Below are 14,349 nucleotides of genomic sequence, written 5' to 3' on the forward strand. Positions count from 1 at the left end.
TCCGCCGGTTTTCTGCGGCTCGGCTTCGCGGAATCCGGACACCCGGTACAGTCGGCGGCGGTAATCACATCAATGCCAACGGGGGCTCGCACCAGCGGGCTGAGAGGACGACTAGCCCTACCGGGCGGAGCAGGGTCGTCGACCGTATGAACCTGGACCGGGTAATGCCGGCGTAGGGAGGATTCACAATGTCATCGAGCCGTGTCGTGTCCAATGGCGGTTCCGCCCCGGTAGACACCGTGACAACAGGCCCCATTCAGGGCAGCGTCAAGCACTACGAGCAGGTCGAGGCCGACGGCACGGCCCTGCGAATTCCGGTGCGGCGCATCAATCTCACCAATGGCGAGCATTTCGACGTGTACGACACGTCGGGCCCGTACACCGACGACACCGCGGTGATCGACCTGGAGGGCGGGCTGCCGAAGCTGCGCGACTCCTGGGAGAAGCCGCAGGTCGAGGGTCCGCCGACGCAGTTGGCGTGGGCGCGGGCGGGCATCGTCACCAAGGAGATGCACTACATCGCCGCCCGCGAGGGAGTGTCGCCGGAGCTGGTGCGCGAGGAGGTGGCGGCCGGTCGCGCCGTGATCCCCGCCAACCACAAGCATCCGGAGTCGGAGCCGATGATCATCGGCAAGAAGTTCGCGGTGAAGATCAACGCGAATATCGGCAACTCGGCCGTGAGCTCCTCCATCGCGGAGGAGGTGGAGAAGATGGTGTGGGCCACCCGCTGGGGCGCGGACACCATCATGGACCTGTCCACCGGCAAGAACATTCATGAGACCCGCGAATGGATCCTGCGCAACTCCCCGGTCCCGGTCGGCACCGTGCCGATGTACCAGGCCCTGGAGAAGGTGAACGGCGATCCCACCAAGCTCACCTGGGAGATCTACCGCGACACCGTGATCGAGCAGGCCGAGCAGGGCGTCGACTACATGACCGTGCACGCGGGCGTGCTGCTGCGCTACATCCCGCTGACGGCCAAGCGCGTCACCGGCATCGTCTCGCGCGGCGGTTCGATCATGGCGGCCTGGTGTCTGGCGCATCATCAGGAATCGTTCCTGTACACCAACTTCCGCGAACTCTGCGAGATCCTGGCGAAGTACGACATCACCTTCTCCCTCGGTGACGGCCTGCGCCCGGGTTCCATCGCGGACGCCAACGACGAGGCCCAGTTCGCCGAACTGCGCACCCTCGGCGAGCTCACGAAGATCGCGAAATCCTATGGCGTGCAGGTGATGATCGAGGGTCCCGGTCACGTACCGATGCACAAGATCGTCGAGAACGTGCGGCTGGAGGAGGAGCTCTGCGAGGAGGCCCCCTTCTACACCCTCGGCCCCCTGGCCACCGATATCGCACCGGCCTACGACCACATCACCTCGGCGATCGGCGCGGCCATCATCGCCCAGGCCGGTACGGCCATGCTCTGCTACGTCACTCCCAAGGAGCACCTGGGCCTGCCCAACCGCGACGACGTGAAGGTCGGCGTGATCACCTACAAGATCGCCGCGCATTCCGCCGATCTGGCCAAGCAGCACCCGCGCGCCCAGGAGCGGGACAACGCACTCTCCAAGGCGCGCTTCGAATTCCGCTGGGTGGACCAGTTCAACCTCTCGCTGGACCCCGACACGGCCCGCGAGTACCACGACGAGACCCTCCCCGCCGAACCGGCCAAGACCGCACACTTCTGCTCCATGTGCGGCCCGAAGTTCTGCTCCATGCGCATCTCCGCCGACGTGCGCGAGTACGCCGAGAAGCAGGGCCTCACCGACGTGCAGGCGATCGAAGCGGGCATGGCGGAGAAGTCCGCCGAGTTCGCCGACGCGGGCGGCAAGGTCTATTTGCCCGTCGTGTCCTAGAAATCCAATTCGCTTGGGCGGGCACCGATTACGGTGCCCGCCCGAGCGGGTGCGAATACGCCGATTCCCCGGCACCTGATCGCGCGCATTGCTAGCGTGAAGCGCGAAACGAAGATCAACGCCGCTGGAGGGGGATCCATGGGCGACATTTCCGCACGTATTCGCATTCGGCGATCATGACTCGCCCCGTCGCCGCCGCCGCGGACGAAGCCACGCGCTACCTCGCCGCCGCGGTTCACCTCGACGATCAACTCGCCGAGGATCTGATCGTCGAATTCCTCGCCGAACCCCGCCGGGCGATTCCGCCCGCACCGGGAGTCCGAGCGGAAGTCGTTCTCCGGGAAGCGGTTGCGGCCCGATTGCGACGGGTCATCGTATCCGCCGCGGCGATCGTGCTGCTCGGCGTCCTCGCCGCGCTCGCCCTGCCCCTGGCGGTCGCGTGGCTGGCCGCGGGTCTCGCGTGGCGGGTGAGCGCCGCCCTCGTCACCTTCGGCGCGGTACGACTACTCGGCGATTTCGGTGCGCCCGGCCGGTTTCCGCGCTGGCTGCACTGGATTCTCACCTTTTTCCTCTGGGGCATCGTTTCCGGGGTCCTGGTGACGGCCGCGCTCGGAACGGTCGAACTCACGGGTGCGAACTCGGCTCCGGCCGTCGAGTCCGAGGGTCTGACCGCGGTCGCGGTGCTCATCCAGCTGACACTGCTGGGCATCCTGCTCACCGGTGAATTGCTGCGCCGCAACGTGGTGGACCGGTGGTACCGCTTCCGCAACTACATACCCGGCACTCCCCCAAGGGATTCCGTGGTACGAGCCTGCAAACCGTACGCGGATCGACTACACCGGATCGCCGAACAGGACGAGCGGGTGGCGCAGTACGGCCCCGCCGAGCTCGTGGTCTATCGCGGCCACAATCCGTTCGTGGGCGCGGGCCTGCATCTGGACAAGTGGTCGTGGTCGACCACGCTCGAGCTGTACCCCGCCGATCCGAACGCGAAGGCCACGATCCCCGAGTTCCGGCCGATCGAGCTGCAGGACTACATCACCAAGGACCTGATGGCCCTGAAGCAGACGCCGACCCTGACCCCCGGCTGGCGCTTCGGTGAGCTGCACGTCTCGCACTGGGCGCTGCTCGCCTCCGCCTACCTGCTGCACTACCCGTCGGCCGAACCGCTGCTCCGGCAGCTGGAATCGGGCGCCAACCCACAGTTGAAGCCCGAGGACTGGGCGACGCTGATGGACAGCTCACCCGAATGGCTGCGCTACTTCCGGTGCTATCGGGTGGAGGCGTGGGAGCGGCAACTGGCCGTGTCCACCTATCTGCACGTCGGCTGCCAGCAGCGCACCCTGGTGCTCGAATGGCAGGCGTTCGTCCTGCCGCCGATCGATTTCGCCTACCGCGGCGCAGATGTGCACCGCGTCCCCGTCCTGCCCGAAATATGGCGTGCGCTCTGCGAATTCGCGCTTCTTCCGACCACGGTTCCGACACGATTGGGCGTGCTGTGGCGATGGGTGCGCGATCAACTGGAGTTCGGCGACGGCCCGTGGGAGTCGCCCACCCGCGCCGCCTACGCCTTCGGGTCCGAATACAGTGTGCGCGAGATCGGCGCGGGCGACGAGTTCACCAGTTTCTTCGAGGTCACCGATACCGAGCGCTATCTGCAGATCCTGCGGGATCGCACCTTCGACGCGGTGCGCCGCTTCCTCGCCGAACGCGGACTGTCCACCGTGGGCTTCGACAGCGCGGTCACGCAGATCAACGGCGCGACCTACATCTACAACTCGAATGTCCAGGCGGGCAATGTCGGCGGCGTCGGCAATCGAGGTGTCATGTCCAGCGCAACCATGTCCTCGGTCAACCCGGGCGGCACCAGATAAGGAGAAGCCATGCCGGAAAACCCCACGGGCGGAACGAATATCAGCGGCGGCAATGTGGTAGCCGGAAATATCGGCGGCAGCGGTAACCAGGGCGCGGTCACCGGCCCGGTGAATTTCACCGTGGGCGCGGAGTCCGACGCGCTGGCCGCCACCCTGGCCGACCTGCGCGCCGAACTAGCGACACTGCGTGCGGCCCTGCCCGCCGTCGACGGACCGCACGCGCACCCGGACGAGGTCACCGAACTCATCGGCGAACTCGAACAGCCGGAACCGGATCTGCCACAGGTCACCAGCAAGTGGCGGCGCCTGTGGCACCGGATCCCCGAATCCATGCAGACCCTCGACAATGTCGAGCGCATCCTCGACCTGGTCGCGCGGGTGGGCGAACTCGCGCCGTAACCCGCGATCCCGAGCGGAGGCTCAGCCGCGCGCGGAGATCTGCTGCACGCCCCAGCTGTTGCCGTCGGGGTCGTCGAAGAAGACGAACCCGACGTTGTCGAGCGGATCCGCTGTGGGCGAGGGATTTTCGCCGAGGACCTGGACGTCGGTGACCTGGACGCCGCGTTCCACGAGCTCCTTGTGGGCCTGGCGGATATCGGGGACGACGAGTTGCAGGCCCTTGATGGAGCCGGGCTCCATGTGGGGCACGGCACCCTTGCCGATGACGATCGAGCAGCCCGAGCCCGGCGGCGTCAGCTGCACGATGCGGATCTCCTCTCCGATCACGGTGTCGTGGTCGACGTTGAATCCGAGCTGCCTGCTGTAGAAATCCTTGGCGCGGTCGATGTCGGTGACGGGGACGATGACCACTTCGAGAGTCCAGTTCACAGCGCTTCCTTCCGGTTGTTCACGCACCTCGTCAATCGAGACGGCCGGAGACCGCGAAATTCATCGTGCCGTACCGGACTGCCAGTGCGAGTGCGATCAGCAGACTGCTGAGCCACACCGGTCCGAGGTTTCCGGCGCCGGTCCCGAGCGTCAGCGCGGCGAGGGCGGGTCCACCGGCTGCTCCGAGATTGAGCGCGGCGGTGGCGTACGACCCGCGCATGCTGGGTGCGCCCCCGGCCTCGTAGAGCACCCGGGTGATCAGGGTGCCGCCGAGTGCGAAAGCCAGGACGCCCTGCGTGAACACCAGGAACAGCAGTGCCGCCGGGTGCCCGGCGACGAGCGCCAGCGCGACCCAGCCGAGCAGGCAGGCCGGGCCGCACACCGCGAGGAGCGCCCCGGGCCGGCGGTCGGAGAACCGTCCCGCCACCGTGACACCGGCGAAGGAGCCGACGCCGAACAGCATGAGGGCGACGGGCACCCAGAACTCCCCCAGCCCGGCCGTCTCGGTCACGATCGGGGCCAGGAATGTGAACGCGGCGAAGGTGGCGGCATTGACCAGGGCCGCGAGCACGATCACCAGAACCAGTGCGGGCCTTGCCAGTTCGGCGATCTCACGCCGCAGCGGCACACCGGCGCCCGAGGCGGTCGCGACGGCCGGGATACCCGCGGCGATACCGAGCGCGGCGGGCAGGCAGAGCAGCGCGATCGCCCAGAAGGTCGAGCGGTAGCCGAGCAGGGTGCCGAGCAGCGCCCCGCCGGGTGCGCCGGCGATGGTGGCCGCGGTGGTTCCGGAGAGCAGGACGGCCAGGGCGCGTCCCGTCCGATCCGCCGGTGCGAGGGCGGCCGCCGCGCCGAGGGCGACCGCCAGGAATCCCGCGTCGGCCAGGGCCGCGATCACCCGGCTCCCCAGCAGCACGGCGAAATTCGTGGTGAGCGCGCCCACGATATGGGTGGCCGCGAAGAGCAGGACGAAGAACAACAGGGTGGTGCGGGCGGGCCACCGGCGCGCCGACACCGCCATCAACGGTGCGCCCACGACCATGCCGACGGCGAAGGCCGAGGTGAGCAGTCCGGCCGTCCCGACGGACACGCCGAAGGCGGCGGCGATATCCGGCACCAGGCCGGCCAGCATGAATTCCGAAGTGCCCATGGCGAATACGGCCACAGCCAACAGATAGAGCGGAACAGGCATGAAGAACTCCGAGGTGAGAGCAGACAGGGGGATGTCTGGTCACCGCGGTCAGCGCCCGGGTGCACGCGATCGTCCCGCGCAGCACAGCTGCCGGGATGCGGATCAGGAACTCAATGGTTCAGGGGGCTGACGGCGTGACCGTGAGCCCCCGCCTCATTCGCCTCGGGCGTCACGGCACAAACCCTAACTCAGCCGCCCGCAGCGGGTCGAAAGCTTTTGCCGTGACGCGTCCTTCGGCGGAGATATCCAGCGACTACTGTCCCCGGGGCTGCCAGCGGTAGGCGAACTCGTCCGGGGCCGGAGGAGGGCCCGGCAGCTCCCCGTCGGCGGCGAGGCCGTCGATGAGCAGGGCCAGGACGCGGCGGCGCAGTTCGGCGGTGCGGGTGGGGTCGGGGAGCAGGATGGCGGCGCAGGATTCGAGGATGAGGCTGAAGTCCTGGGTGGTGACGGATTCGCGGAGGCGTCCGGATCGTTGTGCGCGGCGCAGGATTTCGTCGTTGAGTTCACCGGCCTTCAGGACCTCCGGCAGGATCGAATCGTCGGGGGTGAAGGTGCCTGCCAGGTGGACGGTGAGCGAGTGCACGTCGGCGTCCACGACCCGGCGCAGGAATTCCACCAGCGCCTGCCAGTCGTCCGGATTCTCCAGGGCCGCTTCGGTTTCCACGTTGTATCGGTGCAGCCCGTCGTAGCAGAGGGTGCGCAGCAGCACCTCCTTGCTCGGATAGCGCCGGTAGAGGGCGCTGATGCCCACACCGGCCCGTTCGGCGACGGCGGAGATCGGAGCCTTCGGATCGGCCAGGAACACGTCCCGCGCGGCGGCCAGGATGAGTTCGTCATTGCGGGCGGCCTGCGCCTTGCGGCCGGGCAGCGCGCGCTGAGCTGGGGTTGCGGCTGTCTTGCTCATGATTTCAGCATAGCATTTGAACGGAATAATCTGTTCCATAAGGCTCCCCCACTGTGCGTCTCGCGCATGTCCGCGAGACGCACAGCGATGGTTGCGGACACTCCCCGCTGACACACTGAAATCACCTTCGAAACAACAAGTTTCAGCAGATCAGCTAGGAGAAATGCAATGCGTATCGCGATCTTCGGAGCCACCGGAACCGTCGGCCGTCAGGTGGTCGAGCAGGCGCTCGCCCAGGGCCACGAGGTCACCGCGCTCACCCGTTCCGCCGCCAATCTGGCCATCGCCCACGACCGCCTGCGGATCGTGCAGGGTGATGTGCTGGACCCGAATTCGGTGGAGCGCGCGGTCTCAGGCCAGGACGCGGTCATCGTGACCCTGGGCAACGGCCGTAAGGGCGTCATCCGCGCCGAGGGCACCCGCACGGTCATGGAGGCCATGAACCGCATGGGTGTGAAGCGGCTGATCGTCATGTCCTCGCTGGGTGTCGGCAGCTCCCGCGGCAACCTCAACTTCCTGTGGAAGTACGTGCTGTTCGGCATGCTGCTGCGCACGGCCTACGCCGACCACGAGCAGCAGGAGCGGTACGTGCTGGCGAGCGACCTGGACTGGACCGTCGTGCGGCCCGCCGCCTTCACCGACGATCCGGCCACCGGCACGTTCCAGCGCGATGTCGCGCCGGACGCGAAGGGCTTGAAGCTGAAGATCTCCCGTGCGGACATCGCGGCCTTCCTGCTCGAGCAGCTGACCGACCCCCGCTATGTGCACCGCACGCCCGGCATCTCGAATTGAGTTGCCCCTCAGGCGTGTTCGTGCATCTCACCCCAGGACGGGAAGGGATCCGGGTACCGCAGCCAGGACTGCGGCCCGGCTTCCATCTCCGCATCGGTGAGCAGGGCGGAATTCAGCAGATCCCGCACATGTGGGCGATCCAGCTTCACACCGATGAAGACGATCTCCTGTCCCGGCGGCATATCCAGGGCGGTCCAGTACGCGCCCGCTTCGAAAGTCAGGTTGGGACCGGCCTGCGACCAGATGGCCGCCAGGTCGGGCCGGCTCGCCAGCCAGAAGAATCCCTTGCTGCGCAGCAGCCTCTGTAGTTGCGCCAGAGCCGATTCCAGTCGTTCGGGATGGAAGGGGCGGTCGGCGGTGAAGGTCAGGCTGCTGATGCCGTATTCCTCGGTCTCGGGGGTGTGGCCGCCGGTGAGTTCGTCCTCCCAGCCGTCGAACTGGGCGGCGATCTCCGGGCTGTAGAGACCGGTGCCGAGCACCTCGCTCAAATCGACCACACCGTGCGCGGATCGCACGATCTTCGCGGTCGGATTCAATCGCCGGATCGTGGCCTCCACGCTCCCGACGGCATTCTCACTCACCAGATCGGTCTTGTTGAGCACCAGCACATTCGCGAACTCCACCTGATCGATCAGCAGATCGGCGATGGTGCGCGCGTCCCCGTCCGCCGCCTGCATGTTCCGTTCGGCGAGGGCCTGCCCCTTCACCACCTCCACCAGGAAGGTCGAGGCGTCCACCACGGTCACCATGGTGTCGAGCTTCGCCACATCGCCGAGGACGAACCCGTCCTCGAACTGCCACTCGAAGGTGGCCGCCACCGGCATCGGCTCGGAGATCCCCGTCGACTCGATGACCAGCTGGTCGAACCGCCCCTCCCGCGCCAGCTTCCCCACCGATTCGATGAGGTCCTCGCGCAGCGTGCAGCAGATGCACCCGTTGGTCAGCTCGACGAGCTTCTCCTCGGTCCGGTCCAGGTGCCCCTGCCCCGCCACGAGCGCGGCGTCGATATTCACCTCGCTCATGTCGTTGACGATCACCGCCACCCGGCGGCCGTCCCGGTTGGCGAGGATGTGGTTGAGCAGTGTCGTCTTGCCGGCACCGAGAAACCCGGACAGCACGGTCACAGGCAGGCGGGCATCGTCCAGATCCGAAGTCACAAGCTAATGATAACCGTTTTCATTTAGACAGCCGAACCACCCCTGCCCATGACTCCAAGGTTCGAAGCCGGCTCGGTCTGGACTGACGGAGCGGGGGAGCGAAGCGGAGGAGCGGAGGAGGGAAGACCGAGCTAGCAGGGCCGCGAACACGCCCGGAGCGAAGCGGAGGGCAAATAGACACCGTCGAGCTAGCAGGCCTCGAACCCGCCCGGAGCGAAGCGGAGGGCAAGATAGACACCGTGCAGTACCTACCGCTTGCCCCGAACGGCCAGACGCCAGTGCGCGCCCTCACCATCGCGGGCACCGACTCCGGCGGCGGCGCGGGCATCCAGGCCGACTCGCGCACCATGGCCATGTGCGGCGTGCACGCCTGCGTCGCGGTCGCCGCCGTGACCGTGCAGAACACCGTGGGCGTCAGCGGTTTTCACGAGATCCCGCCGCAGATCGTGGCCGATCAGGTGCGAACCGTGGTGAGCGACATCGGAATCGGAGCCGCGAAGACGGGAATGCTGGCGTCCACCGCGATCATCGAGGCCGTGGCGGGGGTGTGCCGCGAGGTCGGGATCGGGCGCGACGGGAGCATTCCGCTGGTTGTGGATCCGGTCGCGGCATCCATGCACGGTGATCCGCTACTGCACGCCGAGGCCCTGGATGCGGTGCGGCACACGCTGATTCCGCTCGCCACCGTGGTCACGCCGAATCTCGACGAAGTGCGACTTCTCACCGGGATCGACGTTAACAACGAGCAGTCCGCGCGTAAGGCCGCCGAGGCGCTGCACGCGCTGGGCCCGCGCTGGGCCATCGTGAAGGGCGGGCATCTGCGCACGTCGGAGCAGAGCACCGACCTGCTCTACGACGGCGACACCTTCCACGAACTGCCCGCGCCCCGCCTGGCCACCGGCAACGATCACGGCGGCGGCGACACCCTCGCGGCGGCCATCGCCTGCGCTCTGGCACATGGATATTCGGTACCGGATGCCGTGGCCTTTGCCAAAGAATGGACGTATCGCTGCCTCGCGGCCGCGTACGACCTGGGGGCAGGGCACGGTCCCGTCTCGCCGCTGTGGCGATTGCGGACCGGGCCGGGGAGCGCCTAGCCTCGGCTCCCAGGAACCTCCCAGCGTCGACGCAGGGACGGCCCAGAAAATTGCACGACCGTGGGGGACATGATCGACACCGCGACCGCCGGCCTGGCGGCGAATCCAGCTGATGCCGTGATCGCGCCCGTCGTCGACGTGGTCGTGCCCGTCTACAACGAGGAACGCGACCTCGGTCCGTGCGTCCGGCGATTGCATGCCTTCCTGCACGCGAACTTCCCGTTCAGCGCGCGAATCACCATCGCCGACAACGCATCCACCGACACCACCATGCTCGTCGCCGAGGGGCTGGCGGCCGAGCTCGACGGGGTGCGGGTCGTTCACCTGGACCGCAAGGGCCGCGGCCGCGCCCTGCGCGCCGTGTGGCAGGACTCCGACGCGCAGGTCGTCGCCTATATGGACGTCGACCTGTCCACCGACCTGAACGCCCTGCTGCCCTTGATCGCTCCGCTGGTCTCCGGACATTCCGACCTGGCCATCGGCACACGCCTGGCAAGCTCCTCGCGGGTGGTGCGCGGGCTCAAGCGCGAGCTCATCTCGCGCGGCTACAACCTCATCCTGCGCACCTCGCTGCAGGCCAAGTTCTCCGACGCGCAATGCGGATTCAAGGCCGTGCGCACCGATGTGGCCCGCGTGCTGCTGCCGCTGGTGCAGGACGGCGAATGGTTCTTCGACACCGAACTGCTGGTGCTCGCCGAACGCATCGGCCTGCGCATCCATGAGGTGCCGGTGGACTGGATCGACGATCCGGACAGCCGCGTCGACATCGTCGACACCGCGCGCAAGGATCTGCGCGGCATCTGGCGGGTCGGCCGCGCGCTCACCACCGGGCAGCTGCCCATCAACGAACTGCGCGCCGCCATCGGGCGTGAACCGCTGGTGGAGGGCGTACCGCTGGGCATGGTCGGGCAGCTGGTGCGCTTCGGCATCGTCGGCGTCGGCTGCACCCTGGCCTATCTCGCGCTGTATGTTGCGCTGCAACCGTTCACGGGCCCGCAGGCCGCCAACTTCCTGGCCCTGCTGATCACCGCCGTCGTGAACACGGCGGCCAACCGCGCCTTCACCTTCGGCGTGCGCGGCACCGCGCAGGCGGTGTCGCACCACTTCCAGGGCCTGCTCATCTTCGGCTTCGGACTGCTGCTCACCAGCGGCTCGCTGTACGCGCTGCACCACTGGTGGCCGAGCGCGGAAGTGCATCTGCAACTGGTGGTGCTGGTGATCGCCAACCTGGTCACCACCCTCATGCGATTCGTCGGCCTGCGCTGGGTGTTCCGCGACGCCGGAGCCGGACGCGGCGAACTCGCCGCCACAGGAGGTACCCGATGACCGCGACCCTGGCCGACCCGCGACCGGTCTCGCCCGCGCCGCCGGACCCGGAGCCCCGCTCCGCGCGCTGGGAGTACCTCGCCCTGGCCGTGCTGCTGCTCGGCACCGCCGCCGCCTACTTCTGGAACCTGTCCGCGAGCCACTGGGCGAATCCGTTCTATTCGGCTGCCGTGCAGGCGGGTTCGGTGTCGTGGAAGGCGTTCTTCTTCGGCTCCTCGGATGCCGGGAACTCCATCACCGTCGACAAGACGCCGCTGTCGCTGTGGCCGATGGCGTTGTCGGTGCGGGCATTCGGCCTGCACAGCTGGAGCATGCTGGCCCCGCAGGTGCTGATGGGTGTGGGCTCGGTTGCCCTGCTGTGGGCCACGGTGCGGCGCAATTTCGGTGCGGCGGCGGGCCTGCTCGCCGGGCTGTTCCTCGCGCTGACTCCCGTTGCGGCGCTGATGTTCCGGTTCAACAATCCGGACGCCATGCTGGTGCTGTTCATGGTGGCGGCGGCGTGGGCCATGACCCGCGCGCTCGCCGACGGGCGCTGGCGATGGCTGATCCTCACCGGCCTGTTCATCGGATTGGGTTTCCTGGCAAAGCAATTGCAGGTGCTGCTGGTGGTGCCCGCGCTGGCCGGAACCTACCTGCTCGCCGGGCCGCCCACGCTGGGCAAGCGGATCGCGCAACTGTTGGCGGCCGGAGCCTCGGTACTCGTAGGCGCGGGGTGGTGGGTGCTCGTCGCCACCCTGTGGCCGGTGGATGACCGCCCGTACTTCGGTGGCTCCCAGCATAATTCGATCATCGAGCTCACTCTCGGCTACAACGGGTTCGGGCGGCTCACCGGCAATGAGACGGGCAGCGTAGGCCCGTCGCACGACGCGCCCGCCGGTGGTGGCGGGGGCAACAACATCCTGTGGGGTAAGGCCGGTGCCGGGCGATTGTTCGAGCCCGCCCAGGGCGGTCAGATCGCGTGGCTCATCCCGGCCGCGCTGATCCTCCTGGCGACCGCGCTTCTGGTGCGCGGCAGGGCCGCTCGTACCGATCAGCAGCGCGCGTCCCTGCTGATGTGGGGCGGCTGGCTGATCGTGACCGGTGTGGTCTTCAGCTATATGAAGGGCATCTTCCACCAGTACTACACGGTGGCCCTGGCCCCGGCCGTCGCGGTCCTCGTGGCGGCGGGCGGCGCGGTCCTGTGGCGGGAACGCGAAAAGCTCTGGGTCCGGCTGGCTCTGGCCGTGGCCATGGGAACGACCACGGGCATCGCCTGGATGCTGCTGTCCCGCAGCGAATCCTTCCTGCCGTGGCTGCGCTGGCTGGTGCTGGTGGCGGGTATCGCCGCCACGGTGGCGCTGCTGGTGCACACCGCACACAAATTCGCCCTCGCCACCGGTGTTCTCGCGGTGGCCGTGGGCTTGGCGGGCCCGGCCGCCTACACCGTCGAAACCCTGCGCACCGCGCACGAGGGCCCGATCCCCTCTGCGGGCCCAAGCGTGCACGGCATGCGTCCTGGTGGATTCGGGGAGTTCGGCGGATTCGGCGGCGCGAACAACGAGACCGCGGGCGGGACCACCGACGGTGGCACCGGGCAGCCGAGCGGCGGGAGCCCGGCCACCACCGCCCCGGCGACCCCACCGACCACGTCCGCACCAGCCAACCAGCCGAACTGCCCGCCCGGCCCACCGCCGAGCGGAGGTCCCAATGACGCACCGCCGAATGGTCTCCCCAGCGGCGCACCCCCCGATGGATCCAACGGCGCACCGCCCAACGGTGGCCCGCCAGGTGGCCTCCCAGCGAATTGTGTTCCCGGTGGCGGCAATCCGAGTGGGCAGCCCGGAAACGGCGGTGCCACAGCGGCTCCCGAGACCACGGCTCCGGCCGCTCCGGAGACGACCGCCCCCACCACGAACACCGGCGCGCCCGCACAGGGCGGCCGCGGCGACGGCAAGGGCAACAACGCCGGCGGCGTGATGATGGCGAGCCGCCCGAGCGACCGGGTGAACGCCCTGCTGCTCGCGGAGGGCGACCGCTACACCTGGGTAGCGGCCACCATCAGCGCCAACAGCGCCGCCGGCTTCCAGCTGGCCACCGAACTCCCGGTCATGCCGATCGGCGGCTTCAACGGCACCGACCCGTCCCCGACCCTGGCCCAGTTCCAGAAGTACGTGGAGGAGGGCAGGATCCACTACTTCATCGGCGGCGACCAGGGTGGCATGCGTCCGGGCGCGGACACCGGCACCCTGCAGAGCACCCTGATCACCAACTGGGTCAAGGAGCACTACACCGCACAGGAAGTGGACGGCGTAACCCTCTACGACCTCACGCAGCCGAAGTCCTGACACCGTGATGCCCCCGGATATCGTTCCGGGGGCATCACGGGTCTTGCTGCTGAGGCTATTTCGTCTCGGCTTCGAGCACGGTTTCCCGGACGGCGTCGGCGACGGCGCGGAAGTCCTTGCGCAGGATCTTGGAGTGGTTGCTCTCCACCTGGGCGTAGACCGTGATGTTGGGATTGCGGTCGAGAACCGGGGTGAGGGAGCGGCGCACGGCCTCCATCTCTTCCTGGCCCGCACCGAGATTCGCGCCGGTGGCCAGCACGTAGCGCACCGGGTCGACGACCTTGTCGAGCACCGGTGCGATGGCGGCGACCAGTTCGTTGATCTCGATATTGACCTCGGCGTGCTCGTCGGCGCTCATCTTCGCGGCCATGCCGAAAGGGCGGGCCAGCGGGAGAATGAATCGCATGCGGCGGAACAGCTTCCGGATGCGTTCGCGGCCCTCCTCGCCGGTGAGGCCGTAAGGCATCGCGCCGTCCACACACACCACGCCCAGGGCTCGGCCGGGATTGCGCCGCGCCCAGTGCACCGCGGTGGTCGCGCCGTAGGACCAGCCCACCAGGATCGGCCGGTCGGTCACGCCGCGAGCGGCCAGGATGGCGTCGACATCGCGGACGGTCCCCTCGAAGGAGTAGTCGGCCGAGGTCTTCGACTTGCCGCGGGCGCGTTCGTCGAAGGTGATGTGCCGGAAGCCGGCGCCGAGTTCGGCGATCACCGGCTTCCAGTGCGACTGATCGGCGTACGCGCCGTTGAGGTAGACGATGGTTCGGCCGTTGCCGCCGGTGTCGGTCACCGCGAGGGCGGTGTCGTCGACGGAGACCATTCCGGTCCAGGCAGTGGGGGTGGTGGTCATGGAGGCGCTCCGGGGGTAGGCGGGGTGGGTGGACGTCGAGGCCGGGTGGATATTGCCGACGCATGCGCGGGTCATGTGCACTCCTCCACTTTCGAGACGAGACGGTTCGTCTCGTAGATGAGTACTACTCTGCAGCACCATCCTTGTTC

Annotated in this window: 12 protein-coding genes and 1 riboswitch; of the genes, 7 read left to right on the forward strand and 5 right to left on the reverse strand. The window is 68.0% G+C overall.

The window, feature by feature from the left end:
* The first annotated feature begins 68 nt into the window (after positions 1-68).
* A riboswitch (TPP riboswitch) is annotated at positions 69-196 on the forward strand.
* The 3 genes from thiC (at position 189) to JK358_RS00250 (ending at position 4,129) form a co-directional block, all read left to right on the forward strand.
* On the forward strand, positions 189-1,856 hold the full coding sequence (thiC, locus tag JK358_RS00240) for a phosphomethylpyrimidine synthase ThiC (protein WP_201941872.1): 1,668 nt from the start codon (positions 189-191) through the stop codon (positions 1,854-1,856). It overlaps the preceding riboswitch by 8 nt.
* Positions 1,857-2,032: 176 nt before the next feature.
* On the forward strand, positions 2,033-3,730 hold the full coding sequence (locus tag JK358_RS00245; RefSeq protein WP_201941874.1) for an AbeC-like domain-containing protein: 1,698 nt from the start codon (positions 2,033-2,035) through the stop codon (positions 3,728-3,730).
* Between the two features lie 9 nt (positions 3,731-3,739).
* On the forward strand, positions 3,740-4,129 hold the full coding sequence (locus JK358_RS00250) for a hypothetical protein (RefSeq protein ID WP_201941877.1): 390 nt from the start codon (positions 3,740-3,742) through the stop codon (positions 4,127-4,129).
* 21 nt (positions 4,130-4,150) lie between these two features.
* Here the strand turns inward: JK358_RS00250 and JK358_RS00255 are convergent, their stop codons facing one another.
* The 3 genes from JK358_RS00255 to JK358_RS00265 all read right to left on the reverse strand — a co-directional run bounded on the left by JK358_RS00255 (position 4,151) and on the right by JK358_RS00265 (position 6,654).
* A complete protein-coding gene (locus JK358_RS00255; RefSeq protein ID WP_201941880.1) occupies positions 4,151-4,558 on the reverse strand; it encodes a VOC family protein in 408 nt (135 codons plus the stop codon).
* A 31-nt stretch (positions 4,559-4,589) separates the two neighbouring features.
* Positions 4,590-5,750, reverse strand: a complete 1,161-nt coding sequence (locus tag JK358_RS00260; protein WP_201941883.1) for a Cmx/CmrA family chloramphenicol efflux MFS transporter — start codon at positions 5,748-5,750, stop codon at positions 4,590-4,592.
* Between the two features lie 253 nt (positions 5,751-6,003).
* A complete protein-coding gene (locus tag JK358_RS00265) occupies positions 6,004-6,654 on the reverse strand; it encodes a TetR/AcrR family transcriptional regulator (RefSeq protein WP_201941886.1) in 651 nt (216 codons plus the stop codon).
* Positions 6,655-6,822: 168 nt separating this feature from the next.
* Here JK358_RS00265 and JK358_RS00270 point away from each other — a divergent pair, with 168 nt between their 5' ends.
* Positions 6,823-7,446 (forward strand): NAD(P)-dependent oxidoreductase, encoded by a 624-nt coding sequence (locus tag JK358_RS00270; protein ID WP_201941890.1) that lies wholly within the window; start codon positions 6,823-6,825, stop codon positions 7,444-7,446.
* An 8-nt stretch (positions 7,447-7,454) separates the two neighbouring features.
* Here JK358_RS00270 and JK358_RS00275 read toward each other — a convergent pair whose 3' ends face one another.
* Positions 7,455-8,603, reverse strand: coding sequence for a GTP-binding protein (locus JK358_RS00275; RefSeq protein ID WP_307817197.1), 1,149 nt, complete (start codon positions 8,601-8,603; stop codon positions 7,455-7,457).
* Between the two features lie 239 nt (positions 8,604-8,842).
* Here JK358_RS00275 and thiD point away from each other — a divergent pair, with 239 nt between their 5' ends.
* From thiD to JK358_RS00290, 3 genes are all read left to right on the forward strand, one after another.
* Positions 8,843-9,700 (forward strand): bifunctional hydroxymethylpyrimidine kinase/phosphomethylpyrimidine kinase, encoded by an 858-nt coding sequence (thiD, locus tag JK358_RS00280; RefSeq protein ID WP_201941891.1) that lies wholly within the window; start codon positions 8,843-8,845, stop codon positions 9,698-9,700.
* 69 nt (positions 9,701-9,769) lie between these two features.
* Positions 9,770-11,026, forward strand: coding sequence for a bifunctional glycosyltransferase family 2/GtrA family protein (locus tag JK358_RS00285; protein ID WP_201941894.1), 1,257 nt, complete (start codon positions 9,770-9,772; stop codon positions 11,024-11,026).
* Positions 11,023-13,350, forward strand: a complete 2,328-nt coding sequence (locus JK358_RS00290; protein WP_232850555.1) for an ArnT family glycosyltransferase — start codon at positions 11,023-11,025, stop codon at positions 13,348-13,350. Before JK358_RS00285 ends, JK358_RS00290 begins: the two co-directional genes overlap by 4 nt.
* Before the next feature lie 55 nt (positions 13,351-13,405).
* Here the strand turns inward: JK358_RS00290 and JK358_RS00295 are convergent, their stop codons facing one another.
* On the reverse strand, positions 13,406-14,275 hold the full coding sequence (locus JK358_RS00295) for an alpha/beta fold hydrolase (RefSeq protein WP_307817198.1): 870 nt from the start codon (positions 14,273-14,275) through the stop codon (positions 13,406-13,408).
* Positions 14,276-14,349 lie beyond the last annotated feature (74 nt).

It is taken from the genome of Nocardia acididurans (assembly GCF_016741815.1).
In the GTDB taxonomy this organism is placed as follows: domain Bacteria; phylum Actinomycetota; class Actinomycetes; order Mycobacteriales; family Mycobacteriaceae; genus Nocardia; species Nocardia acididurans.